At 60.3% G+C, this 23,823-nt stretch carries 22 protein-coding genes; 11 read left to right on the forward strand and 11 right to left on the reverse strand.

Features of this window, described 5'->3' with window-relative positions; all coding sequences use genetic code 11:
- Positions 1-75 precede the first annotated feature (75 nt).
- From BUE09_RS16780 to BUE09_RS16790, 3 genes are all read left to right on the forward strand, one after another.
- A complete protein-coding gene (locus tag BUE09_RS16780) occupies positions 76-1,701 on the forward strand; it encodes a methyl-accepting chemotaxis protein (protein ID WP_073302588.1) in 1,626 nt (541 codons plus the stop codon).
- Positions 1,702-1,996: 295 nt separating this feature from the next.
- Positions 1,997-3,139, forward strand: a complete 1,143-nt coding sequence (locus BUE09_RS16785) for an efflux RND transporter periplasmic adaptor subunit (RefSeq protein WP_073302591.1) — start codon at positions 1,997-1,999, stop codon at positions 3,137-3,139.
- 27 nt (positions 3,140-3,166) lie between these two features.
- Positions 3,167-6,232, forward strand: a complete 3,066-nt coding sequence (locus tag BUE09_RS16790; protein ID WP_073302593.1) for a multidrug efflux RND transporter permease subunit — start codon at positions 3,167-3,169, stop codon at positions 6,230-6,232.
- 43 nt (positions 6,233-6,275) lie between these two features.
- Here the strand turns inward: BUE09_RS16790 and BUE09_RS16795 are convergent, their stop codons facing one another.
- The 5 genes from BUE09_RS16795 to BUE09_RS16815 form a co-directional block, all read right to left on the reverse strand.
- Positions 6,276-6,506 (reverse strand): hypothetical protein, encoded by a 231-nt coding sequence (locus tag BUE09_RS16795; RefSeq protein ID WP_073302595.1) that lies wholly within the window; start codon positions 6,504-6,506, stop codon positions 6,276-6,278.
- Positions 6,507-6,716: 210 nt separating this feature from the next.
- The gene (groL, locus tag BUE09_RS16800) at positions 6,717-8,366 is read right to left on the reverse strand and encodes a chaperonin GroEL (RefSeq protein ID WP_073302597.1); all 1,650 of its coding nucleotides are present in this window, start codon (positions 8,364-8,366) and stop codon (positions 6,717-6,719) included.
- A 57-nt stretch (positions 8,367-8,423) separates the two neighbouring features.
- Positions 8,424-8,717: a co-chaperone GroES gene (locus tag BUE09_RS16805; protein ID WP_019340746.1), complete on the reverse strand. Its 294-nt coding sequence runs from the start codon at positions 8,715-8,717 to the stop codon at positions 8,424-8,426.
- 250 nt (positions 8,718-8,967) lie between these two features.
- Positions 8,968-9,432: an FxsA family protein gene (locus tag BUE09_RS16810; RefSeq protein WP_073302599.1), complete on the reverse strand. Its 465-nt coding sequence runs from the start codon at positions 9,430-9,432 to the stop codon at positions 8,968-8,970.
- Between the two features lie 123 nt (positions 9,433-9,555).
- Entirely contained in the window at positions 9,556-10,260 is a 705-nt protein-coding gene (locus BUE09_RS16815) for a HugZ family pyridoxamine 5'-phosphate oxidase (protein WP_073302601.1), read from the reverse strand.
- A gap of 101 nt (positions 10,261-10,361) precedes the next feature.
- Between BUE09_RS16815 and BUE09_RS16820 the strand changes: the two genes are divergently transcribed.
- Positions 10,362-11,120: an SDR family oxidoreductase gene (locus BUE09_RS16820; protein WP_073302602.1), complete on the forward strand. Its 759-nt coding sequence runs from the start codon at positions 10,362-10,364 to the stop codon at positions 11,118-11,120.
- A gap of 55 nt (positions 11,121-11,175) precedes the next feature.
- Here the strand turns inward: BUE09_RS16820 and BUE09_RS16825 are convergent, their stop codons facing one another.
- Entirely contained in the window at positions 11,176-12,192 is a 1,017-nt protein-coding gene (locus tag BUE09_RS16825; protein ID WP_073302673.1) for a DUF481 domain-containing protein, read from the reverse strand.
- Positions 12,193-12,321: 129 nt separating this feature from the next.
- Here BUE09_RS16825 and BUE09_RS16830 point away from each other — a divergent pair, with 129 nt between their 5' ends.
- Together BUE09_RS16830 and BUE09_RS16835 are read left to right on the forward strand one after the other, a co-directional pair.
- Entirely contained in the window at positions 12,322-12,693 is a 372-nt protein-coding gene (locus BUE09_RS16830) for an MGMT family protein (RefSeq protein WP_073302604.1), read from the forward strand.
- A 36-nt stretch (positions 12,694-12,729) separates the two neighbouring features.
- Positions 12,730-14,430: an AmpG family muropeptide MFS transporter gene (locus BUE09_RS16835; protein ID WP_073302606.1), complete on the forward strand. Its 1,701-nt coding sequence runs from the start codon at positions 12,730-12,732 to the stop codon at positions 14,428-14,430.
- A gap of 80 nt (positions 14,431-14,510) precedes the next feature.
- On the opposite strand, the gene BUE09_RS16840 is transcribed toward BUE09_RS16835, so the two are convergent.
- Complete coding sequence (locus tag BUE09_RS16840) at positions 14,511-15,335, reverse strand: mechanosensitive ion channel family protein (RefSeq protein WP_073302616.1); 825 nt, start codon at positions 15,333-15,335, stop codon at positions 14,511-14,513.
- Positions 15,336-15,422: 87 nt separating this feature from the next.
- Entirely contained in the window at positions 15,423-15,902 is a 480-nt protein-coding gene (locus tag BUE09_RS16845) for a YajQ family cyclic di-GMP-binding protein (RefSeq protein ID WP_073302618.1), read from the reverse strand.
- 143 nt (positions 15,903-16,045) lie between these two features.
- On the opposite strand from BUE09_RS16845, the gene BUE09_RS16850 reads away from it, so the two are divergent.
- Genes BUE09_RS16850 through BUE09_RS16870 form a run of 5 tightly spaced genes read left to right on the forward strand, consistent with a single transcriptional unit; the run spans position 16,046 to position 21,609 of the window.
- Positions 16,046-17,014, forward strand: a complete 969-nt coding sequence (locus tag BUE09_RS16850; RefSeq protein WP_073302620.1) for a response regulator — start codon at positions 16,046-16,048, stop codon at positions 17,012-17,014.
- Positions 17,011-17,928, forward strand: coding sequence for a putative 2-dehydropantoate 2-reductase (locus tag BUE09_RS16855; RefSeq protein ID WP_073302622.1), 918 nt, complete (start codon positions 17,011-17,013; stop codon positions 17,926-17,928). The genes BUE09_RS16850 and BUE09_RS16855 overlap by 4 nt, the downstream gene beginning before the upstream one ends.
- A 42-nt stretch (positions 17,929-17,970) precedes the next feature.
- Positions 17,971-19,986, forward strand: coding sequence for a sensor histidine kinase (locus tag BUE09_RS16860; RefSeq protein ID WP_073302624.1), 2,016 nt, complete (start codon positions 17,971-17,973; stop codon positions 19,984-19,986).
- A 14-nt stretch (positions 19,987-20,000) separates the two neighbouring features.
- Positions 20,001-20,591 (forward strand): cob(I)yrinic acid a,c-diamide adenosyltransferase, encoded by a 591-nt coding sequence (locus tag BUE09_RS16865; RefSeq protein ID WP_073302626.1) that lies wholly within the window; start codon positions 20,001-20,003, stop codon positions 20,589-20,591.
- Positions 20,584-21,609: an ion transporter gene (locus BUE09_RS16870; RefSeq protein WP_073302675.1), complete on the forward strand. Its 1,026-nt coding sequence runs from the start codon at positions 20,584-20,586 to the stop codon at positions 21,607-21,609. Before BUE09_RS16865 ends, BUE09_RS16870 begins: the two co-directional genes overlap by 8 nt.
- Here the strand turns inward: BUE09_RS16870 and BUE09_RS16875 are convergent.
- From BUE09_RS16875 to BUE09_RS20690, 3 genes are all read right to left on the reverse strand, one after another.
- Positions 21,606-22,379 carry an alpha/beta hydrolase family protein gene (locus tag BUE09_RS16875; RefSeq protein WP_073302628.1) on the reverse strand — a complete coding sequence of 258 codons (774 nt, stop codon included), beginning with the start codon at positions 22,377-22,379 and terminating at the stop codon, positions 21,606-21,608. The genes BUE09_RS16870 and BUE09_RS16875 overlap by 4 nt on opposite strands.
- Entirely contained in the window at positions 22,363-23,490 is a 1,128-nt protein-coding gene (locus tag BUE09_RS16880; RefSeq protein WP_073302630.1) for a DUF3182 family protein, read from the reverse strand. Before BUE09_RS16880 ends, BUE09_RS16875 begins: the two co-directional genes overlap by 17 nt.
- 225 nt (positions 23,491-23,715) lie before the next feature.
- Positions 23,716-23,823, reverse strand: a 108-nt coding sequence (locus BUE09_RS20690; RefSeq protein ID WP_244153209.1) for a hypothetical protein, incomplete at its 5' end; no start/stop codon positions are given.

Below are 23,823 nucleotides of genomic sequence, written 5' to 3' on the forward strand. Positions count from 1 at the left end.
GAGCAAACAGTCTCCATGACTGTTTGTAAAACTTGCCAGTCGCGCAAGTGCATCCCCTCGATATGAGAACACCAGATGTTCCTGAAAAAATCCCTTCGTGCTCAGTTACTGGCGCTGATTGGCGCCAGTTTGCTGCTGATGCTGGTCATCGCGCTGGCCAGTTTTTCCTTTCTCTCCGACGAAATAGGCGCATACCAGCGTCTTCTCAAAGGGCCGATCGAAGCCTCACGTCTCATCGATCAATCCAACCTTGAGTTCAAAGTGCAGGTTCAAGAGTGGAAAAACGTATTGCTGCGCGGTCGATCGCCGGAGAGCCTGGACAAATACTGGCAAAGCTTCGAAAAACAGGAACGTGAAGTTCAGGCATTGTTGGGCAAGCTTGTACAGGCCAGCCAAGGTAACCCCGCCCTGGCCGCACAGATTCAGCGCCTGCGTGACGAACATCTGAAGCTCGGCACCGCCTATCGCACTGGTCGTGATGCGTTCATCGGGGCGGATGGTGACCCGGCTGCGGGCGACGCGGCTGTCAAAGGCATCGACCGTGAAACCAGCGAGCAGCTTAGTGCGCTAGTGGTACAACTTCGCGATTCGGCCCTCAGCCACTCGGCAACCATCAGTCAGGCCGCAGACCGGACCATTATCCTTGGATCGCTGATCATGCTTACCGCCGGTGTGTTGATTGGCCTGCTCAGCGCCTGGCTGGTCAATCGTAAACTGGTCAATCCGATCCGCCATCTGATCGATCATGTTGCGAATCTCAGCCAGGGCAATTTCAAAGAGCGTGTGGATGCCAGTCGCGCCGATGAACTGGGCCGCCTTGCGGGAGCCGCCAATGTGTTACGCGACTTCCTCGCGGATACCTTTGCCCGCCTGCAGCGCAGCACATCGGATCTGGACAGTGCCAGCGGGGAGCTCAATGCCATTGCGGTCCTGATGGGACAAGGTACTCGCGAGCAGTTTTCCCGAACCGATCAGGTGGCCACGGCAATGCACGAGATGTCCGCCACCGCGCAAGAAGTCGCACGCCATGCCGCCGATGCTGCGCGCGCCGCGGATGCAGCCGATCAGTCAGCGCAACAAGGCGAGACCATGATGCGCTCTACTATCCAGACGATTACCCACATGCGCGGCGAGATCAGTAACACCGCCAGCGTGATCCGCCGGCTGGAGGCCGACAGCGGGCGCATCGGCAAGGTGCTGGAAGTGATTCGCGGGATCGCCGACCAGACCAACCTGCTCGCGCTGAACGCCGCTATCGAAGCCGCCCGAGCCGGCGATGCAGGCCGCGGTTTTGCCGTGGTAGCGGATGAGGTGCGTACGCTGGCCAAACGTACCGCGGATTCCACAGCAGAAATCCATCAGATCATCGACACGGTACAGACGGGCGCGGTGGATGCCGTACGGGCGATCGAAAACGGTCAGGCCCGCAGCGATGAAGGTGTCGAACAAGTCACGGAAGCCGGTGGCATGCTGCAACGCATCACCCTGGAGGTCGAGGCGATCCGTGATATGAACCGACAGATCGCCACGGCTGCCGAGGAGCAAACGTCCGTGGCCGAAGACATTTCGCGCAACCTCACCGAAATCACCGCCATCGCCACGACCAACCAGGACAACGTCGAGCGCACCGAGAAGGCCAGCCAGAATCTGCATGGGCTCTCCGCTCAGCTCAGCGAAGTCACTCACCGCTTGGCGGGCTGACCTCAAACCAACTGAAAGGCCCTGCCCACGCGGGGCCGTAAGCGCATTCGACACAACTGCCTGGCGCGCAAAGAGCGCTGTGAACGCCACCGTTTCCTGACCCTCGGCAGAGCCTGATATCACGCTTTACTTGCATTCGGTTCGCAGCTAACGTCCATTCTCCCTCTACTGCAGGGCTTGAATCACAACGCCACGATTGGTGCATAACAGCGCTAGTGGTGGCTTGCGTATTCGATACGGCTGCGTCGTTCCATAGCCATGGTCAGCCGGCTCATTACTCCAAGGAATACGGAAAATGTTGCGCCGCATGCTGCTGATGCTTGGCGCGGTGATCGTCATGGTATTGATCCTAGCCGCCCTCAAGTTCAACTCGATCTACTCACAGATCCAACAATTCAAGGCGCCGAAGCCGCCGGTCAACGTCGAGGTCGTCACCTCCAGCACGGAGCCCTGGCAGAGCCGACTGCCGGCCGTTGGCACGCTTACCGCATCGCAGGGCATCGACCTTTCGGTGGAGATTGCCGGCACCATCAGCGACGTGCAGTTCCGCTCGGGCGAAAAAGTGCGGCAGGGGCAGCCCATCGTGCTGCTCGACAGCGAGATCGAACAGGCGAGCCTGGCCGCCGCGGAAGCGGATCTGCATCTGGCAAAGGTGGAATTTCAACGAGCACGCAGCCTGATCGAGGGAAAGGCTATTTCGCGCAGCGAGTTCGATCGGCTCAATGCCCAGTCGCAGAAAGCCGACGCCACGGTCGCGCAACTGAAGGCCAGCCTGGCGAAAAAGCGCATTCTGGCACCCTTCTCTGGGACCATCGGGATCCGTCAGGTTGACGTCGGTGACTATGTCGCAGCCGGCACGCCGATTGCCACGCTGCAAGACCTGTCGACGTTGTTCGTCGACTTCTACCTGGCCGAACAACACGTGCCCTTGCTCGCCATCGATCAACCCGTGCGCGTGCAGGTAGCCGCTTTCCCCGGTGAGCAGTTTGACGGCCGCATCGTCGCCCTGAACCCCAAGGTCGAGGTCACCACCCGCAACGTGCAGGTCCGCGCGGAGCTGGCCAACCCTGGCGAGCGCCTGCTGCCCGGCATGTTCGCCAATCTGCAGGTGCTGTTGCCCAGCGAGCAATCCCGGATCGTGGTACCGGAAACCGCGATCACCTACACCCTGTATGGCAATTCGGTATTGGTGGTGAAGGAAGCTCAGCCTCCCGAACCCGAGGAAGGCACCGCGGCGACCGAGAGCGACGAGCCCTATCTGGTTGTCGAGCGGCGCTTCGTCAAAACCGGAGAACGGCGCGACGGTCGTGTGGTAATCCTCGAGGGACTCGAAGCGGGCAAGCAGGTAGTCATCGCGGGGCAGCTCAAGCTGGACAGCGGCGCCCACGTTGCCATTGCCGAAAAGCGCACCCTCGAGCTCAAGCCCAAGGCCCGCTGAGACGCCTATTGAAGGGACATAGACCGCATGGCTTTTACCGATCCATTCATTCGCCGTCCGGTACTGGCCAGCGTGATCAGCTTGCTGCTGGTATTGCTTGGCTTCCAGGCCTTCAACAGCCTGGTGATCCGCCAGTATCCGCAAATGGAAAGCGCGCTGATCACGGTGACCACCGCCTATCCCAGCGCCAACGCAGAGACGATCCAGGGCTATATCACCCAGCCCCTGCAACAGAGCCTGGCCAGCGCCGAAGGCGTGGACTACATGACATCGGTCAGTCAGCAGAACGTCTCGATCATCTCTGTCTATGCGCGAATCGGCGCCGATACCGATCGCCTCTATACCGAGCTGCTCAGCCAGGCCAACTCGGTCAAGAACCAGCTGCCGCAGAACGCCGAAGACCCGGTACTGAACAAGCAGGCGGCCGACTCCACGGCGCTCATGTACATCAGTTTCTACAGCGAACAACTGAGCAACCCGCAGATCACCGATTACCTGTCGCGGGTTATCCAGCCAAAGCTGGCTACCCTGCCCGGCATGGCCGAGGCGGAGATTCTCGGCAATCAGGTGTTCGCCATGCGCCTCTGGCTGGACCCGCTCAAACTCGCCGCGTACGGCCTCTCTGCAAGTGACGTGAACGAGGCAGTGCGCAAGTACAACTTCCTGTCCGCCGCCGGTGAGGTGAAGGGCCAGTACGTCGTTACCAGCATCAACGCCGACACAGAGCTGCAGACCCCGGAGGCTTTCGCCGCCATCCCTCTGAAGACTCAAGGCGACAGCCGTGTGCTGCTCGGTGATGTGGCGCGCGTCGAGATGGGCGCAGAAAGCTATAACGCAATCAGCTCGTTCGACGGGATCCCTTCGGTCTATATCGGCGTCAAAGGCACGCCGAGCGCCAACCCGCTGGATGTCATCAGCGAAGTGCGAGCAGTAATGCCGCAGATCGAATCGCAATTGCCACCCGGCCTCAAAGTCACCATCGCCTATGACGCTACGCGGTTCATCCAGGCCTCCATCGATGAGGTAGTCAAGACGCTCGCCGAAGCGGTAGTGATCGTCATAGTCGTCATCTTCCTGTTCCTCGGCTCAGTACGCTCAGTACTGATCCCTGTGGTGACCATCCCGCTCTCGATGATCGGCGTGTTGTTCTTCATGCAGACCATGGGGTATTCGATCAACCTGCTGACGCTGCTGGCGATGGTGCTGGCGATCGGTCTGGTCGTGGATGACGCCATTGTCGTGGTCGAAAATATCCATCGGCATATCGAGGACGGCAAAACGCCCTTCCAGGCAGCGATCGACGGCGCCCGGGAAATCGCCATGCCTGTCGTGACCATGACCGTCACACTGGCCGCGGTTTATGCGCCGATCGGCTTTCTGCAAGGCCTGACCGGGGCTCTGTTTCAGGAATTCGCCCTGACACTGGCCGGTGCCGTGCTGATTTCCGGCGTGGTCGCGCTGACCTTGTCGCCGATGATGTGCTCGCGCCTGCTGCGCCACGAAGAGAACCCGACCGGCCTGGCACACCGCCTGGACCAACTCTTCGACCGGTTGAAGGCGCGTTATCAGCGTGCCTTGCACGGCACACTCAACACACGGCCGGTGGTACTGGTATTCGCATTGATCGTACTCGGGCTGATTCCGCTGCTGCTCAAGTTCACCGAAAGCGAACTGGCGCCAGAGGAGGACCAGGGCATCATTTTCATGATGGCCAGCGCGCCGCAAACGGCGAACCTTGACTATCTGAATGCCTACACCGATCAGTTTCTGGAAATCTTCAAGTCGTTTCCCGAGTACTACTCCTGGTTTCAGATCAATGGTTTCAACGGCGTACAAAGCGGGATTGGCGGCTTCCTGATGAAGCCCTGGGACGAACGGGAGCGCACCCAGATGGAGGTGCTCCCCGAGGTGCAGGCCAAGATCGACCAGATCCCGGGCCTGCAGGTCTTTGGCTTTAACCTGCCCTCGCTGCCCGGTACCGGTGAAGGTCTGCCGTTCCAATTCGTCATCAATACCGCTAACGACTACGAGTCGCTGTTACAGGTCACCGAGCGAATCAGAGAGAAGGCCCAGGCTTCCGGCAAGTTCGCCTTTCTCGATGTAGACCTGGCGTTCGACAAACCGGAAATCGTCGTCGATATCGACCGCGAAAAAGCCGCACAGATGGGCGTCACCATGGAGGATCTCGGTGTGACGCTGGCCACGTTGCTGGGTGAAAGCGAGATCAACCGCTTCACCATCGAAGGCCGCAGCTACAAGGTGATCGCCCAGGTGGAGCAGGCCTACCGGGACAATCCAGGCTGGCTGAGCAATTACTATGTGAAGAACGATCAGGGCGAGATGCTGCCCCTGTCCACCCTGATCACCGTTCATGACCGCGCCCGACCGACCCAGCTGACTCAGTTTCAGCAGCTTAACGCAGCGACCATCCAGGGCTTTCCGATCGTCAGCATGGGCGAGGCCATCGACACGCTGCGCAGCATTGCGCTGGAGCAGGCACCGCAGGGTTACACCTTTGATTACGCAGGCGCATCTCGCCAGTACATTCAGGAAGGCAACGCGTTGTACACGACCTTTGCGCTCGCGTTGGCGGTCATCTTTCTCGTGCTAGCAGCACAGTTCGAGAGCTTCCGCGATCCGCTGGTGATCCTGGTAACGGTGCCGCTCTCCGTCTGCGGTGCACTGGTTCCGCTGTTCCTCGGCCTGTCGAGCATGAACATCTACACCCAGGTGGGGCTGGTGACGCTGATTGGGTTGATCAGCAAGCACGGCATCATGATCGTCGAGTTCGCCAATCAGTTGCGTCGCGACCAAGGATTGAGCCGTCGTGAAGCGGTTGAGGAAGCCGCCGCGATCCGACTCAGACCGATCTTGATGACAACCGCGGCGACGGTGTTCGGCATGGTTCCTTTGATCCTGGCCAGCGGTGCAGGAGCGGTCAGTCGCTTTGACATCGGCCTGGTGATCGCCACAGGCATGACCGTGGGCACCCTGTTCACGCTGTTCGTGCTACCGGCTGTGTATACGGTACTGGCAAGCCCGGACCGGGCGACAGCCCCGGATACGAGCGCGCTTCCGTCACCCGGGCATTAAGCAAGGCATGGAATCGGAACTCGAATCAGCGCTAGCGCGTTGCTCAGCTGCGCCCTACCAGGCTCTGGGAAAGCCCATACATGAGCAACAGCAAGTCCTGATCGGGCCGCGACTCTGAAAGAGAGGCGCGGGCGACGCGCGGGACCGAACAATGGCTGCTGAGGTCGCTTCGCGCGACGACTTTGGCATTCGGCTCACTCCATGCGGCCGCACAGAGCGACGCGACACCCAGTGCACCGACCAGAAACACACCTCGTGCAATTTCAAGTTTCATTGCGCAAGCCCTTGTTATTTGGTGATTCGAGAAAAATCACCATAGTTCACCAATCGACCGGGCGCCGAAAAATATGACCGATGGCTGATGTTTAACAGAGGGCCGCGCTTATGCGCGCGCCAGCCTCTCACCCATTGGGGCTCGGCCCGGCGGCGTAACACGCATAAAAAAGCCCCGCACTAGGCGGGGCTCTTGAAGGGACAGGCTGGCTTACATCATGCCGCCCATGCCACCCATACCGCCCATGCCACCCATGTCCGGCATGGCTGGAGCAGCCTTGTCGTCGATGCTCTCGGCAACCATGGCTTCGGTGGTGACCATCAGACCGCCAATGGAGGCCGCAGCCTGCAGAGCAGAACGGGTAACCTTGGCCGGATCGAGGATGCCCATCTCGATCATGTCGCCGTAGGTGTCGGAAGCGGCGTTGAAGCCGTAGTTGCCTTCACCCTGCTTGACCTTGTCGACCACGACGCTTGGCTCGCCACCGGCGTTGGCAACGATCTGACGCAGCGGCGCTTCAACGGCACGACGCAGCAGCGCGATACCAACGTTCTGGTCTTCGTTCTCGCCCTTGAGCTCGGAGATAGCCTGCAGCGCACGTACCAGGGCGACACCGCCGCCAGGTACCACGCCTTCTTCAACGGCTGCACGGGTAGCGTGCAGGGCGTCTTCAACGCGGGCCTTCTTCTCTTTCATCTCAACTTCGGTACCGGCACCGACCTTGATCACGGCAACACCGCCAGCCAGCTTGGCCAGACGCTCTTGCAGCTTCTCTTTGTCATAGTCGGAAGTGGTGTCTTCGACCTGCTTGCGGATCTGCGCAACACGGGCTTCGATGTCGACCTGCTGGCCAGCGCCGTCGATGACGGTGGTGTTTTCCTTGTTCAGCACGACGCGCTTGGCGTTACCCAGGTGCTCCAGGGTAGCGGTTTCCAGGCTCAGGCCGACTTCTTCGGAAATCACGGTACCACCAGTCAGGATGGCGATGTCCTGCAGCATGGCCTTACGGCGATCGCCGAAACCAGGCGCCTTGACGGCGGCTACCTTGACGATACCGCGCATGTTGTTGACGACCAGGGTAGCCAGCGCTTCGCCTTCGACGTCTTCAGCCACGATCAGCAGCGGACGGCCAGCCTTGGCAACGGCTTCGAGAACCGGCAGCAGCTCACGGATGTTGGAGATCTTCTTGTCGACCAGCAGCAGCAGCGGGCTGTCGAGCTCGGCCACCATGGTGTCCGGCTTGTTGATGAAGTACGGGGACAAGTAGCCGCGGTCAAACTGCATGCCTTCTACAACAGACAGTTCGTTTTCCAGACCCGAACCTTCTTCAACGGTGATCACGCCTTCCTTGCCGACTTTTTCCATCGCTTCGGCGATGATCGCGCCGATGGAGCTGTCGGAGTTGGCGGAGATAGTGCCGACCTGAGCGATGGCCTTGAAATCGGTGCATGGCTTGGCCAGGTTCTTCAGCTCGGCGACAACGGCGATGGTCGCCTTGTCGATGCCGCGCTTGAGGTCCATCGGGTTCATGCCGGCAGCAACGGCCTTCAGGCCTTCGTTGACGATGGCCTGGGCCAGAACGGTTGCAGTGGTGGTGCCGTCACCGGCTTCGTCGTTGGCCTTGGACGCGACGTCCTTGACCAGCTGCGCGCCCATGTTTTCGAAACGGTCCTTGAGCTCGATTTCCTTGGCAACGGAAACGCCGTCCTTGGTGATGGTCGGAGCGCCAAAGCTCTTTTCCAGAACCACGTTGCGGCCTTTCGGACCGAGGGTCGCTTTTACCGCGTCGGCCAGGACGTTGACGCCTGCCAGCATTTTCTTGCGGGCGGAATCGCCGAATTTAACTTCTTTAGCAGCCATGTTGATTCTTCCTCAAATTCTGTTGATGGAACGCTGTTCGCTATAAGCGAGCGCTGATCAGGCTTCTACGACGGCGAGGATCTCGTTCTCGCTCATCACCAGCAGGTCTTCACCGTCAACCTTGACGGTGTTGCTGCCGGAGTAAGGGCCGAATACGACCTGGTCGCCAACCTTGACGGCCAGCTGACGGACTTCGCCGTTGTCCAGAACGCGGCCAGTGCCTACAGCGACAATTTCGCCACGGTTTGGCTTCTCGGCAGCGGAGCCCGGCAGCACGATGCCGCCTGCGGTTTTGGTTTCTTCTTCGCTGCGACGAATCACGACGCGGTCATGTAGAGGACGAAGCTTCATTGTCGATCTCTCCTAGTACAGTGGTTTCCATGCCGATGCATGTCATCGGCGGGTTGGGCAAATCCGGCGTTGCCGGTTGCGGCCCGCAATGCGAGCCGCAGAAGACGGACTGTCAAATCGCGACAGCGACCTTGCGGTGACCGCTACATGCGGGCGCGGAAAATGATTTCAAGGGCGGTGGCGAGGATTTTTTGCATTTGCCGACAATAAAAAGGCATGCCGAGGCATGCCTTCGCGACAGGAGCGATGATTATTTGTCGCGACGCTCCCACTCGCCTTCGATCACATTAGGACGTTGCGGTCCGCGTCGATCTTCTTGCTGCTGACGCAGGTCATCGGCAAAGGCTCGCTGACGCCGTGCCTGAGCTTCTACGCGACGCCCGACAAACCCGAGGAAGAGTTTGCGGGTCGGCGGAAAGAGCACCAGCAGCGCGACGACGTCGCTGAGAAATCCCGGCAGGAACAGCAGCCCCCCGGCAACAGCCATCATCAAGCCCTGGAGCATTTCCCGTTCCGGCAATTCGCCTCGGGCCAGGCGCTCGCGTGCGCGCCAGGCCGTGGCGAAACCGGCCAGGCGCATCAGCAGGATACCGGCCATGCCACTGATGACCAGCAGCAGGATGGTCGGCAGCACGCCGATGGAGCCGCCAACCTTGATCAGCAACGCCAGCTCGGCCAGCGGGAACAGGAGAAACAGCAGTAAGAAAATTCGCATCGATAATCCTTGGCGGAAGTACGGCTTCCGATTTTGTGTAGATGACGGCGGGCTGCAGCGAATTCAACCCATCGAGGGAACAGGCTGTAACCGGATTATTCACTCCTGCGCTTGCGCGATACGTCAGCGCCGCGCCATCGCCACCAGAGCCTGACGCACGGTGCCTGGGCTGGTACAGCTATCCGGAAATACCAGCCAGTGAATACTCTGACCGATGCTCAGGTGAAAGCCTTCGCTGTCGATGCCGACCATACGCGCCGTCGGGTCAGGCGGCAGGCCGGCCACCTGCGCGTAGTGAGCAATCGCCGCGCTATGGTCCTGGTTCATATGGTCGAGCATCTCACCCTCGCCTCCGCCAGCGCGCGCAAACGGATTGGCCAATGCCACCTGCTCCAGCCAATGAATCGCACCAAAGCCTCCGATGTAGCGCCAGCGCACCGGTTGCAACACCCAGAAGTCGAAATCGTGGACGCGGTGGTAATCGCGCGATTCGGGGAAATAGCGGTAGTAACGCTCGGCCGCGGCCTCGACCGCGGCTTCGTCCGTGAGCGGCACCGCCTCGGCCAGCATGGTGAGACGGCCGGTTGCTTGTACATCCTCGGCGCCACGTTCGGCGACCAACAACGAGCAGCGCGGGTCTGCCTGCAAATTTTGTGTGTGCTGGGCGATCCGGCTGATCAGGATCAGCGGCCAGCCCTCCTCGCTCAAGCAGTAAGGGACCGCTGAGCCAAAGGGAAATCCGGGCATGGCCTTGGAGTGAGTCGAGAGCACGCCGCGGTATTCCTTGAGCAGGAGTTGTCGGGCATGCTTGGCGGCTTGAACGCTCACGGGAGTTCCTCAAGAGGGGCAATTCGGCAGGGCATCAGCATAACGGTTTCGTCAGCGGACGTCGTTTATCGACGCCCGTTGGTATAGATGAGGAGATGGACATGCAGCTGAAAGACAAGGTCATCATCATTACTGGCGGTGGCCAAGGGCTCGGCCGCGCGATGGGCGAATACCTCGCCAGCAAGGGCGCCCGTCTGGCGCTGGTCGATCTCAACCAGGAACGACTGGACGAAGCGGTCGCAGCCTGCAAGAGCGCCGGCGGTGATGCACGCGCCTACCTGTGCAATGTCGCCAACGAAGAGCAGGTCGGCCATATGGTGAGCCAGGTCAGCGAAGATTTTGGCGGGCTGGACGGCTTGGTCAACAATGCCGGCATCCTCCGTGATGGGTTGACCATCAAACTCAAGGACGGCGAGCTTTCGAAGATGAGCCTGGCGCAGTGGCAGGCGGTAATCGACGTCAACCTCACCGGCGTGTTCCTCTGCACCCGCGAGGTTGCCGCGAAGATGATCGAGTTGAAGCGCCAGGGCGCGATCGTCAACATTTCCTCGATATCCCGCGCCGGCAACATGGGTCAGGCGAACTACTCGGCCGCCAAGGCTGGCGTCGCGGCAGATACCGTGGTGTGGGCGAAGGAGCTGGCGCGCTACGGCATTCGCGTCGCCGGTGTCGCGCCTGGTTTCATCGAGACCGAGATGGTCGCCAGCATGAAACCCGAAGCGCTGGAAAAAATGACTGCAGGGATCCCGCTCAAGCGCCTGGGCAAACCCCAGGAGATCGCCCATTCGGTGGCGTACATATTCGAGAACGACTACTACACCGGGCGCATCCTGGAGCTCGATGGCGGCTTGCGCCTGTAAGGACAGCAGAAACGTAACCGGGCGCACTCTGCGCCCGGTCAATTACGCACGAATCTTACCAGCCCACACCGAATCCGATGCTGTAACGGGTTTCGTCCAGATCGCTCTCTGCGCCGCTGACAATGTCTTTCTCGGCCTTCATGTTGAGCGATGCCCAGTCGGTCACCTTGTAGCGCAGCCCCATTTCAGCGTCTAACTGATAGTCGGCGACGTTTTCCAATGGTTTGCCGATCTCACCATTACTGAATATCTCGAAGGTCTTGCCCACCAGATAACGGTTGTAATTCCACTTCATCGCCAACGAATAGAATTCTTCCGTGTTACCGCTGGCGAACTCGTAGTCGCTGCGGTTGGCCAACGATGCCAGCGAGAAGGCGCCCAATTCGTTGTCCCAGAACTGGTAACCCGGACCGGTACCGATGGTGCGCTGGCGCCGTACGTCCTCGATTTTGTCACGCTTGTATTCCAGGCGACCCTGCCAGAACCAGTGCTCATCGAGGAAGCGATCCAGCGCATACTCCGCGTCCCAGTTATCCGTGGCCGTCACGCCGTCACGGTACTCACGGTTGTAGCCGCCGGAACCGTTGTGACGCCAGAGACCATGGCGCGCCGAGGTCTTGAATGAGATGTCGTAATCATCGGTATCGGTTTCGGCGCGCTTGTAGTCCAGCGCCATATCGACGTTGCCCTTCCAGGTCAGGTCCTGAATGATGGGCTTCGGATGGATGATCTGTGTGATCGACTTCAACGGGACCGTGCGCGGCGCGCCGCCGTTGCTGAGCGTGACCATGCCGTCGCCAGCCGCTTGCAACGATTTTGCGACCTCGCCGGTCACGTCGTCTTCCTTGACCAGCAGTTGCTGGTTGCTTTCCAGAGTCGCAACCTGGCTCCATTTCACCGGAATGGAGCCGCCATACTCGGTTTCGATGAGCAGCTTGCCGCCATCGAGCACACTGATTTTGCCGGTCAGGCGGTCACCGTTTTTCAGCCACACGGTATCGGCCAACGTCGGCAGAGCGAGCGTCGAAAGCATTACGCAAAGCAAGCTGCGAGAGAGCGGTCGGGAGAACATAGGCAATAAGATGTCTGTGGGGTAAACGAGAAAGGCAGGCATTATCCTTATGCCACCGAAGACAACAAGCGTTGGCCGCTAAACGGAGCCTCGCGTCATCCTCAATCTGATCACCAATGGAGCCCTTTCATGACGCCCCAGCCCGCTGACGCACTGCACAGCGACCTTCGCACCAGTGATGCTGAAGCCCGACGCGCGGCGCTGTATCTGACGTTGGCGCAGATCCCGGAAGGCAAGGTCACCAGCTACGGCGAACTTGCCGCCGTCGCTGGGCTAGGGCGCGCAGCACGTTGGGTCGGCCGGGTCTTGTCGCAGTTACCGGACGATACGCGCCTGCCCTGGCACCGGGTAATGGGTGCGGGCGGCCGCCTGAGCCTGGCCGCTGGTACCCTCTCTGGTGACGAGCAGCGTGCGCGACTTCGCGCCGAGGGTGTGCGGGTGATCAACGACCGCGTCGACATACGTCGGCACGGCTGGCATTCGGCGGAGCACAGCGGGTAGAGTGCGCGCTTCATGTTCTGTCCCTGATCTACCTTTATGTCCCGTGAAACCTGGCGCGCCGCGCTAGCCGCCTACGCCAGCCCAGCCTCACTGACTCTGCTGATCCTTGGCTTCGCTGCCGGGCTTCCTGCGATCCTGGTTTTTTCCACGCTCTCTGTATGGCTGCGCGAGGCTGGCGTGTCTCGCGAGACCATCGGTTTTGCCAGCTGGATCAGCCTCGCGTATGCATTCAAATGGGTCTGGTCGCCGATGCTCGACCAGTGGCGGTTACCCTGGATCGGCGGGCTCGGCCGGCGACGCTCGTGGCTGGTGTTATCGCAGGCGGTGATTGCCATCGGCCTGATCGGCATGGCCATGTGCAATCCACAACAGAACCTGACCATGTTGATCGCGCTCGCCGTAACGGTGGCTTTCGCCTCGGCGACGCAAGACATCGCCATCGATGCCTATCGGCTGGAAATCGCCGAGGACAAATTGCAGGCCACGCTGGCGGCGAGCTACATGACCGGTTATCGCATCGCCATGCTGCTGGCCAGCGCCGGGGCACTTTTTCTGGCCGAGTGGCTGGGCTCCAGCAACGTCGAATACAGCCAAGCCGCCTGGGCCACGACCTATATCGCCTTCGCCCTTCTGATCCTCCCGGGCCTTGTGACCAGCCTGTTGATCCCCGAGCCCCAAGGGGCCGCACCGCTGCCGCACGAGCCGTCCAAATTCAGTTTCAATCATCAGATGGCTGCAGTCGGCCTGTTGCTGGTACTGCTGATTTCCGTTCCGGCAATGATCAACGCCCTGATTGCCCACGCCTGGCCGCGGGCAACGCTGTACCTGCTGTTCATCATCGGCTCGCTGTCACCCTGGGGGCGGTCGCTGATGGTCCCGGTGCGCCAGATGCTCCACCAGGCTGGCCAACGCCAACGCCCGGCACGCTTCGATTTCGTCCATCAGGCCGTTTCGGTGATCGTGCTGATCATCCTCATGGTCTCAACCACGGGCATGTTCCAGTCCTATTGGGGCGGCTACTGGCCACGCGGCACCATGTATCTGCTGATCTGCTGGGGCTGCCTTTCAGGTCCCGGCCGGATTCTGATGGGCCCGGTGCTGACGCCCATCACGGATTTCATCATGCGCTACCGCTGGCAGGCGCTGTTGCTGCTTGGATTGATCGCCACCTACCGGATGTCGGATACGGTCATGGGGGTCATGGCCAACGTCTTTTACATCGACCAGGGCTTCAGCAAGGATCAGATCGCCAGCGTCAGCAAGCTGTTTGGCTTGATCATGACCTTGCTCGGCGCTGCCTTTGGCGGCTTGCTGATCGTGCGATTCAGCATTTTGCCGATTCTGTTTATCGGCGGTATCGCATCGGCTGCGACCAACCTCATGTTCATGTTGCTGGTGGAAATGGGCGCCAACCTCAACATGCTCATCGTTACGATTTCCTGCGACAACTTCAGTGGCGGGCTGGCCTCGACCGCATTCGTCGCCTACCTGTCGAGCCTGACCAACCTGAAGTTTTCTGCTACCCAGTACGCCCTGCTCAGCTCGCTGATGCTGTTGCTGCCAAGACTATTGGGCGGCTACTCAGGCGTGATGGTCGAGCAACTCGGTTACAGCAACTTCTTTTTTGTGACCGCGTTGCTCGGTATCCCGACACTGGTTCTGATTGTTTGGCAATGGACACGCAGCCGCCAGCAGCCAAGCAGCGCCGAGCCGATATCCTCAACCGAGCACAGCTAGCGAAAAGCCGGCGTCAGCCGGCGTCAGCCGGCTTTCTTATTTCGCTAGTCAGGTCGCAACGCATGTGGCAACACGGGTCTTCAGCGTTGGACCAAGTGCACCACGCGCTGCGGAAACGGAATGCCAATCCCGGCTGCGTCGAAGCGCTCCTTCACCAGTTCGGTAAAGCCAAAGGTCACTGGCCAGAAGTCGCCCGTAGCGACCCACACCCGCAGCGACAGATTCACTGAATTGTCGGCCAGTGCGACCACATGAACCACCGGCTCAGGGTCCCGCAGCACGCGTTCGTCCTCAGCGATCTCCAGCAAGATCTTGCGCGCGAGCTTGATATCGGCGCTGTAATCGATGCCTATATTGATGTCCGCGCGACGTTGCGGCTCGCGCGAATAGTTGGTGATATGGCCATTCGAAAGGCTGCCGTTGGGCACCACAATGGTTTTGTTGTCGGCAGACTTGAGAACCGTGTGGAAGATCTGAATCGAATGCACAGTGCCGGCCACACCCTGAGCTTCAATCCACTCGCCAACGCGGATCGGGCGAAAGATCAGGATCAGCACGCCTCCGGCGAAGTTGCCCAGGCTGCCCTGCAAAGCCAGACCGATCGCGAGACCCGCTGCACCGATCACAGCGATAAATGAGGTGGTCTCGACGCCGATCATCGACGCAACGCTGATCAGCAAAAGAACCTTGAGGATGATGCCGGCCAGGCTTTCGATGAAGCCATGCAGTGAAGGGTCGACCTGGCGGCGCTTCAATACGCTGCCCACTTTGCCGACGAGCTTGTTGATCAGCCACCAGCCGATGAGAAAGGTGAAAAGTGCCAGCGTGACTTGCGCGCCGTATTGAATGACAACAGGCAACCAGGCCTCGGAAAGCTCGACCAGATAATCGACACTGAAATCCATTGAAAGGAGTCTCCTTGGGACTCCGAGCGTCCCGGTTAGAGGCGCTCGGCTAATGCGGGAAGTGGCACGAAAACGTGCGCGGGGGGATCAATCGCGGAAGTTGTTGAATTGCAGCGGCATTCCAAAGTCCTTGGCGCGCAACAGCGCGATGGCTTCCTGCAGGTCGTCGCGCTTCTTGCCGGTCACACGCACCTGCTCGCCCTGAATAGCGGCCTGCACTTTGAGCTTGGCTTCCTTGATGTACGCGACGATCTTCTTTGCCAGCTCTTTGTCGATGCCCTCGCGCAGCACCACTTCCTGCTTGACGGTCTTGCCCGACGGATAGGGATCCTTCAGCTCCAGACACTGGATGTCGATCTTGCGTTTAACCAGGCTCAACTTGAGGATCTCCAGCATCTGCTCCAATTGGAAATCCGCGTCGGCGGTCAGATTGATGGTCAGTTCCTTGAATTCGAAACTGCCTTTGCCACGCAGGTCATAGCGACGGTCGAGCTCCTTGACAGCGTTATCTACCGCGTTGGTTACCTCGTGTTTATCCAGTTCGGACACCACGTCGAACGAGGGCATGGGCTTGCTCCTTTGGAAACGGCGCAGGGGTGTGACCCAGCGCGCTTAGCTTGACGGTTCAAATGCGCCATCATTATAACTGTTCGCGCTGCTCTGGCCTTTCCATTCCCCAGTGGCAGCCCTCTCCTTCTCCGAGTCCTTGAATGCCTAACCCCCAACTCAGCATCCTGGTGGTCGACGACGCCAAATTTTCCAGCGTCATGATAGGTCGCGCGCTGACCAAGGCCGGATACGAAGATATTCGATTCGCCAACAGTGCCAGCGCGGCATTGGAGCTGATCGAACAACGCCCCGCCAATGTTCTGCTCGCCGATTGGCTGATGCCGGAAATGGACGGCCTGGAGCTGACCGCTCAGGTCCGCCAGCAGGACTACATGTCCGATCATTACACCTACATCATTCTCCTGACCGGCCGCGACGGCCAGGACGTGCTAAGCAAGGCTTTCGACCACGGCGTGGATGATTTCATCGGCAAGTCGGTGATGAACGACCAGCTCGTGCCCAGGGTGTTTGCTGCCGACCGGCTTTGCGGCTCACTGCAGCGGTTAATGCGGGAAAATCGCCTGTTGACCGAAAACATCGCCAGCCTGGAGAAGCGCAACCTGATCGACCCGATCACCGGGCTTGGAAACAGCCGCTACCTCCATCAGCGCCTTGGCGACAGCTTGCGCCAGATCGAAAGCCGTGGCGGTGCGCTGTGCCACCTGCTGATAGGTTTGCCGGAGATCAACAGTCAGCGGGAACGCTACGGGGAACGGTTTCATCAGGACCTGCTGCGCGGTGTCGCACGGCGGCTTCAACAGCTGGTACGCCCGCTCGACGTGCTCACCCGCCTGGACGATCGCCATTTCGGCGTACTTACCCTGATTGATGACTTACGCGGCTGCTCTCCGAGCAGTTTCAAGCGACTCCACGAGGGACTCAACCTCAAGCCGTTCAAGACCGACGAGGGCTTCATTTCAATCAAGGCCGGCATCGCGATGGTCAGCCTCGACGCCAGCGCGCTGCCGGTGGATTCCAAGCGGGTTACTGCGCAGGCTGAAACACTATTACCCGACGCATACGCCACGGGACGTATCGTGCCCCTGCGCTACAAGCAGCCCGTGTTATGACAGCGGCTTGGCATGTGCTCGGCGCTGGCAGTCTGGGCGGGCTGTGGGCGACGCGACTGTTTCGCGCTGGCGTGCCGCTGCATCTGGTCCTGCGCAATCCGCAACGGCTTGCCGAGTACCGCGGCGCCGGAGGTCTTACGCTGATCGAGAACGGTGCGAGTCGTCTCTATCCGATACCCGCGGAACTACCAGAGGCCAAGGCGCCTATAGAACGGCTGCTGGTCGCCTGCAAAGCCTATGATGCGCAAGCCGCCGTCGCCGAAGTTGCACCGCGCCTTGCTAAAGATTCGGAAATCCTGCTTCTGCAAAATGGCCTGGGCAGCCAGCAAGCCATCGTCGCACGTTGGCCGGATAGCCGCTGCATCTTCATTTCCAGTACCGAAGGGGCCTATCGTCAGGCAGACTTTCGAATCGTGCATGCCGGCCGGGGGCAGAACTGGCTCGGCGATCCGCTCAAGCGCCAAGCGCCGCCGTGGCTTGCTGATCTGGACATGGCTGATATTCCATACAGCTGGGCCGACGACATCATGGACAAGCTCTGGCGCAAGCTGGCGATCAATTGCGCGATCAACCCGCTTAGCGTGCTGAATGATTGCCGCAACGGTGAACTGTTGAATCACCCCGAACCCCTGCGCAGGCTCTGCTGCGAGCTCAGCGAGGTGCTACGAGCCTGCGACCAGCCAGGGGCCGCCGATGGGCTCGAAGCGGAAGTCCTGCGTATCATCGAGGCGACCGCACAGAATTACTCCTCGATGCATCAGGACGTACAAAGCGGACGCCGGACCGAGGTTGGCTTTCTGCTGGGCCAGGCTTGTCGAGCCGCACGTCAGCATGGTTTGGCAACACCCGAGCTGGACGAACTGCTCGACCGGCTCCAGACGCTCCTGCGCCGTCACGGATTGCCCGCGGACTGAGCCACCGCTACCCTGCACACACACCCTTCGCCCGTACCTGCCATGACCCTGCGCCAGCGCCTCGAAAACCTTCCGGTCGGCCGCAAGCTGCTTATCGCTCTGCTCGTGCTGCTGGCAACCTTGCTGCTGATATCCAATCTGACCTTTATTAGCGCGGCCTACTGGATCTCGCGACAGAGCGTCGCGCCCCAGGCAATGCATACGCTCGGGGCGCTGTTCGCCACGCCCGAGCTGAGCCATCGGGCCCTGCAATCCAAAGCGGCAGCGGATGAGCTACTGGGGAAACTGAACGACTATGCACCGCTGCGGGCCGCCGTGGTTTATGACCCTACCGGGCGCAGCCTGGCGGAACTGTATCGCGGCGATCCGCTGGACTTGCCGCAGCAGGTAGACGGGTTGCCAGCGTGGCAGAACGGCGAGATGCGCGCCAACCTGCTGATCGAACTGCCCCAGGCCGCGGGGCCGCCAGGCCATCTATTGATTGTCGCCAGCAGCGAACTGCCAGGCGCGTTCTACACCGGCACCTTTACCGCCAGCCTCGCGATCCTGCTGGCCAGTCTGCTGTTATGGGTATTGGTGGCCAGACAGATTCGTCGCCTGATCACCCGGCCGATCCGCGACCTGGAAGCCCTGTCCCGCCAGGTGACCCGCGATGAGGACTACTCTCTACGGGCAACACCGAAAAACCAGGACGAAATCGGCCACTTGGCCGATGCGTTCAACACCATGCTGTCGCGCATGGAGGCCCGCGAGCAACAGCTCAAGCGCGCCCGCGATGAGGCCCAGGAAGCCTTCGATCACGCCCAGGGCCTGGCCGAGGAAACCCGCCACTCCAACCGAAAACTGGAACTGGAAGTACAGGTTCGCAGCAAGATCGAAAAGAAACTCACCGGCTTCCAAAACTACCTGAACAGCATCATCGACTCGATGCCCTCGGTGCTCATCGCGCTGGACGAACAGCTCTACGTGACCCAGTGGAATCAACAGGCCAGCGCGCTATCCGGAACATCCATCGACGACGCGCTGAACCAGCCGGTGTTCATCGCCTTCGAACCGCTGCGTCCGTTCCTCACGCAGATCCGCCGGACATCCGAACATCACCAGGTCGAGAAGATCGAACGCGTCACCTGGGCCTTTAATGACGAGCCTCGGCATTACGCATTGACGCTGTATCCGCTGATGGGCGGCGGCGGGCGTGGCGTGGTGATCCGCATCGACGACATTACAGAGCGGATAAATATGGAAGAGATCATGGTGCAGTCAGAGAAGATGCTCTCGGTTGGCAGCCTCGCCGCCGGAATGGCGCACGAGATCAACAACCCGCTCGGCGCTATCCTGCACAACGCACAGAACATCCGCCGACGTCTGTCCCCTGATCTGGAGCGCAACCGAGAAGCCGCTGATGAAACCGGCGTTTTGCTGGAAGCGGTGAACCAGTACCTGCAACGACGCGAAATACCGCAGCTGCTCGACGGCATTCAGCAGGCAGGCTCGCGCGCAGCCAAGATCGTCAGCCACATGCTCACCTTCACCCGGCTCAGCAACCGCCAACTGGCGGAATGTCAGCTGGCGGTGCTGGTCGATCAGGCGCTGGAAATCGCCGGCAATGACTTCGCACTGATCGAAGGCTTCGATTTTCGCGCCATCGAAATCGTCCGCGATTTCGACCCGCAGATTGACCGGGTGCCCTGCATCGGTAACGAACTCGAGCAGGTATTGCTGAATCTGCTGAAAAACGCCGCACAGGCCATCCATCAGAAACCGGAGCGAGCCCGCGGGCAGATCACTCTGCGCACACGCCTGAACCCACCCTGGGCCGAGATTCAGGTCGAAGACAACGGCGGCGGCATTCCGGAAGCGATCCGCAAGCGAATCTTCGAGCCGTTTTTCACCACCAAAGAAGTGGGTCAGGGAACCGGGCTGGGGCTTTCCGTTTCGTATTTCATCATCACCAACAATCACAAGGGCCAGATGGAAGTGCAATCCAGGCCGGACCAGGGCACCTGCTTTACCCTGCGCTTGCCGCTGGTCTCGCCGAGTGAACCCACCAATAGCTGAATCAAGGAATCCCGATGGGCAACCGACTTTCGAAAATCTACACCCGTACCGGTGACGCCGGCGAAACCGGCTTGGCCGATGGCCGCCGTGTGCCCAAAGATCATCCACGAATCGAGGCAATGGGCGAAATTGATACCCTCAACAGCCAACTTGGCCTGTTGTTGGCGGAGCTCGCCGAAGGCCAGGTCCGCTGGCCACAACTGGCCGAGCTGATCGAGGTGTTGAGCCCTTGCCAGCATCGCCTGTTCGACCTGGGTGGCGAGTTGGCGATGCCCGAGTATCAAGCGTTGACGACCGTCGAGGTCGAGCGTCTGGAAGCGGCAATCGACCATTGGAATCAGGAACTGGGACCGCTGGAAGATTTCATCATGCCGGGTGGTTCGCGACTGATTGCCCTGGCCCATCTGTGCCGGAGCATGGCGCGTACCAGTGAGCGCCGCTGCCAACAACTCAACGCCATCGAGCCGCTGCGCGCGGTCGGTCTGGCTTATCTCAACCGGATTTCGGATCTGTTTTTCGTGGTGGCCCGGCTGATCGCACGACGTCAGGGTTGCGCCGAAATCCTCTGGCATGCTGCCGACGCACCCGCCAATGCCGATGCCTGAGCCAACGCGGCGGCGCGAGCGCGTCATCGACGGGATGCACGCCGCGTGGGAAGTCCTGATCGTCCTGCTGGTGTGCATCAACCTTGGATTGATCCTGTTCGATAGCCTGTTCATCCTGCAGCCGATCAACGACGCACTGGCCGAATGGGCTCCTGTCCTGCATCAACGCTACGACACGCTGATTCACCAGAACTTCCAGCACATCGACCTCGCCTTCGTCGCGATATTCATCTTCGACGTGCTGCTGGGCTGGACCGTCGCATTGTTCGAACGCCGCTACGCACGCTGGTACTACTACCCCTTCGCTCACTGGTATGACGTGCTCGGCTGCATTCCGTTGAGCGGCTTCCGCTGGTTGCGCGTGCTGCGGATCGGCAGCCTGCTGATCCGCCTGCAACGGCTGGGGCTGATCGACATACGGCGCTGGGCGGTGTTCGGTCTGGTCAACCGCTACTACCTGCTCCTGCTCGAGGAATTGTCTGATCGCGTCATGGTTCGGCTGTTCAGCCGCATGCAGCAGGAGATCGGGGCCAGTGACGACCTCTCCCGCCGCCTGTTGCAGGAGGTCGTCAGGCCGCGTAAGGAGCGATTGCTCAACGACCTTTCTCGCCGCATGCACAGTATGTTGGAGAGCGGTTACCGGGATAATCGCGGCGCCATCGAAGGTTATGTGGGCGGACTGATCCACCAGGCGCTGCTGAACAACCCTGAGGTGATCCGGTTGCGTCGTCTGCCTATGGGGGGACGGGTCGCCGATACGCTGGACGAAGCGCTCGCCGACATTGCCGCGCAACTCCTTCAAGGCGCTGCCGAAGGACTCCAGAGCCCGCAATTTCGACGACTTGCACGAAACCTGGCGGACGAGTTCTTCGAGGCCTGGGTCTACCAGGACGAAAACACCGACCTGGCGCTCGAAGAACTGCTGGTAGACGTCATCGAAGTGCTTAAACAGCAGGTGTTGGACCGGCGCTGGAGCCGGTTCGTCGGCCCCGTTCAGCCACCCTCGCCGCCAGGCTAGTTACGGTTTGCGGCGGCAAGCCCTTCCCGCTGATCAAGTCGAGCCCCGACCACCATCTCGGTCGCCCAATTGACCAGAATGTCGGTGTAGGCCTTCTGGCAGCAATCGCTGGTCAGCGCATGATCGGCGCCGAGAATGATCCGGTGCGTCAGCGAGTGCGTCTGATGGAAGGCGGCGCGATAACTCATGATGGTGCTGTGCGGGACCAGATGATCGTGCTCGGACTCGACGATGAGCACGTCGCCGCGGAATTCGGCACAAGCGGCCAGTGCGCGGTTTTCTTCAGGCACGACACGTCTGCCGCGCAGCTGATTGAGCAGATCCCGATTCAACTGACGCTTGGGTACCATCCAATCATCGTCGCCGTACAGCGCTGGCACCCGCATGGCCAACCACTTTACCGGCCGTAACGCAGTCAGCAGTGCTGCCAGGTAGCCACCGTAGCTGGTCCCCACTACGGCGATGGCCGACGGGTCGATATTGGGGTGCTGTGCCAGAAGATCATAGGCAGCGAGCAGATCGTTCAGGTTCTGCTCGCGGGTCACGGTCTGCTGCTGCGCCAGCGTCAAGGCATGCCCCCGCAAATCAAAGGACAAGCAGATGCACCCCAGGCCAGCGATGCCGCGGGCACGTGTCAGGTCACGCTCCTGGCTGCCTCCCCAGCCATGGACGAACAACACGCCAGGCAGCTTGGTAGGGGGTGACAGGAAAGTGCCGGCAATGTGCTCGTCATCAACAAGGATGTCTATGCATTCACTTTGGGTCGCCATAGCCTTCTACCGTTATGTATTTGGTGATGAAACCGACCTCGGTATCTTCGCCTCGGAACAATACGGTCGCATCGGACGGGACGGCCTGTGACTCACCATAAACCTCAACGGTCGAGGCTCGCACTGCACCGCTTTCACCCCCAATGAACGCTTCAAGCGCGGCTATTTCGGCGCCACTTGCGCCACCGACCCGCCAGGACTGCTCCAGTACCCCCGAACAAGCACGACCGCGCCCGTCCACTCCCTGAGCAATGTCGTAGTTACGACGGGACGCGAAAAAACCGCGGAAGCACGCCGAGGCGGCTTCGTCGTAGACCTGCGCCTGCGTAATGGCCAGTCGGGCCTTTTCCGGCAGATCGAGCCTGAGCAAGGCCTCGAAGTCACCGTCGGAAACAACGAGGTCCGAGCCGCCGTAAACCATCTCGCCAGAATTGTCAGGCGTCAGCCGCTGGGTGCCGTAGTAGCTGAGTGTTCGCCCCGCCACCCGGATCTGTCCAACGCTGAAAGTCGTCACGTGTTCCAGATTGGCCTCGAGCACCAGCCCGTACTGGGCCATCTCTTTTACATCAACGTGCTCCAAGGCGCGATCCAGCTGCTGCTCGGTATTGATGCGTTCCTGCCCTCTTCCGCCCGTGGCCCGAACTGGCTTTAGCCTCAATGAACCTTCATGCAACAACCGTCGGCCGGCTTCGCGGGCATCTTCAAGCGAAAACACGCTGTAGCCTGGAAGCACGCTGCCGGTGACGCGGGCGGCAAAGTCGCGAGACCAGCCAAACGGCGCATCCGCATCCGGCCGCACCAGCGGATGCGTTATGGCCTTGGTTTCAATGAACGCCTGAGGCACCACGCCGCCGAACAGGTCCTCTTCATCATCGAGGCCCAACTCACGGGCCGCGTCTGTGCCGATAATGGTGCCGGAGGGCAAGAAATAAAGCGGGTGTGAATACTCGATGGTTCTGTCGAACTCACCGAGAAAGGTCAGGCCTTTAACGGTAGCCAGACGCTTGGCCAGATGCTCATGCACGGCCCTTTCATGTTTGGGATCTCTAGACCGGTTGGCCAGTGTCACTACCGCCCCGCGGGGAATTTGCGGCGCATCCGCATCGATCATTGAGGCTCGCTCCATGGACTGCTGGTACATGCACGGCGAGCGGTCGATAGCCGCCCGTTTCGCTTGTTATCACCTGAGCCAAAGCGGCTCCGGTGTAATCAGATAGACCCTGGATATCGGCTATCTATCCTTCGAATCCGATCCAGAGTCGAACGGGACAGCGGCAGCCAGAAACAAGAAAGGGGAGCAGACCGACGTCTGCTCCCCTTCTTTTTACTTCGACGCTCAGTCTTCGACGGAGCTGCGGATCAGGTGATCAAAAGCGCTCAGCGAGGCTTTAGCCCCCTCGCCAACCGCGATGACGATCTGCTTGTACGGCACCGTGGTGACGTC

The sequence above is a fragment of the Stutzerimonas xanthomarina DSM 18231 genome, assembly GCF_900129835.1.
Classification (GTDB): Bacteria; Pseudomonadota; Gammaproteobacteria; order Pseudomonadales; family Pseudomonadaceae; genus Stutzerimonas; species Stutzerimonas xanthomarina.

What these genes read in the sequence shown, in the direction of transcription:
- BUE09_RS16780 (WP_073302588.1), top strand. Translation starts at nt 76, where the DNA reads ATGTTCCTGAAAAAATCCCTTCGTGCTCAGTTACTGGCGCTGATTGGC.
- BUE09_RS16785 (WP_073302591.1), top strand. Translation starts at nt 1,997, where the DNA reads ATGTTGCGCCGCATGCTGCTGATGCTTGGCGCGGTGATCGTCATGGTA.
- BUE09_RS16790 (WP_073302593.1), top strand. Translation starts at nt 3,167, where the DNA reads ATGGCTTTTACCGATCCATTCATTCGCCGTCCGGTACTGGCCAGCGTG.
- BUE09_RS16795 (WP_073302595.1), bottom strand. Translation starts at nt 6,506, where the DNA reads ATGAAACTTGAAATTGCACGAGGTGTGTTTCTGGTCGGTGCACTGGGT.
- groL (WP_073302597.1), bottom strand. Translation starts at nt 8,366, where the DNA reads ATGGCTGCTAAAGAAGTTAAATTCGGCGATTCCGCCCGCAAGAAAATG.
- BUE09_RS16805 (WP_019340746.1), bottom strand. Translation starts at nt 8,717, where the DNA reads ATGAAGCTTCGTCCTCTACATGACCGCGTCGTGATTCGTCGCAGCGAA.
- BUE09_RS16810 (WP_073302599.1), bottom strand. Translation starts at nt 9,432, where the DNA reads ATGCGAATTTTCTTACTGCTGTTTCTCCTGTTCCCGCTGGCCGAGCTG.
- BUE09_RS16820 (WP_073302602.1), top strand. Translation starts at nt 10,362, where the DNA reads ATGCAGCTGAAAGACAAGGTCATCATCATTACTGGCGGTGGCCAAGGG.
- BUE09_RS16825 (WP_073302673.1), bottom strand. Translation starts at nt 12,192, where the DNA reads ATGTTCTCCCGACCGCTCTCTCGCAGCTTGCTTTGCGTAATGCTTTCG.
- BUE09_RS16830 (WP_073302604.1), top strand. Translation starts at nt 12,322, where the DNA reads ATGACGCCCCAGCCCGCTGACGCACTGCACAGCGACCTTCGCACCAGT.
- BUE09_RS16835 (WP_073302606.1), top strand. Translation starts at nt 12,730, where the DNA reads ATGTCCCGTGAAACCTGGCGCGCCGCGCTAGCCGCCTACGCCAGCCCA.
- BUE09_RS16840 (WP_073302616.1), bottom strand. Translation starts at nt 15,335, where the DNA reads ATGGATTTCAGTGTCGATTATCTGGTCGAGCTTTCCGAGGCCTGGTTG.
- BUE09_RS16845 (WP_073302618.1), bottom strand. Translation starts at nt 15,902, where the DNA reads ATGCCCTCGTTCGACGTGGTGTCCGAACTGGATAAACACGAGGTAACC.
- BUE09_RS16850 (WP_073302620.1), top strand. Translation starts at nt 16,046, where the DNA reads ATGCCTAACCCCCAACTCAGCATCCTGGTGGTCGACGACGCCAAATTT.
- BUE09_RS16855 (WP_073302622.1), top strand. Translation starts at nt 17,011, where the DNA reads ATGACAGCGGCTTGGCATGTGCTCGGCGCTGGCAGTCTGGGCGGGCTG.
- BUE09_RS16860 (WP_073302624.1), top strand. Translation starts at nt 17,971, where the DNA reads ATGACCCTGCGCCAGCGCCTCGAAAACCTTCCGGTCGGCCGCAAGCTG.
- BUE09_RS16865 (WP_073302626.1), top strand. Translation starts at nt 20,001, where the DNA reads ATGGGCAACCGACTTTCGAAAATCTACACCCGTACCGGTGACGCCGGC.
- BUE09_RS16870 (WP_073302675.1), top strand. Translation starts at nt 20,584, where the DNA reads ATGCCTGAGCCAACGCGGCGGCGCGAGCGCGTCATCGACGGGATGCAC.
- BUE09_RS16875 (WP_073302628.1), bottom strand. Translation starts at nt 22,379, where the DNA reads ATGGCGACCCAAAGTGAATGCATAGACATCCTTGTTGATGACGAGCAC.
- BUE09_RS16880 (WP_073302630.1), bottom strand. Translation starts at nt 23,490, where the DNA reads ATGATCGATGCGGATGCGCCGCAAATTCCCCGCGGGGCGGTAGTGACA.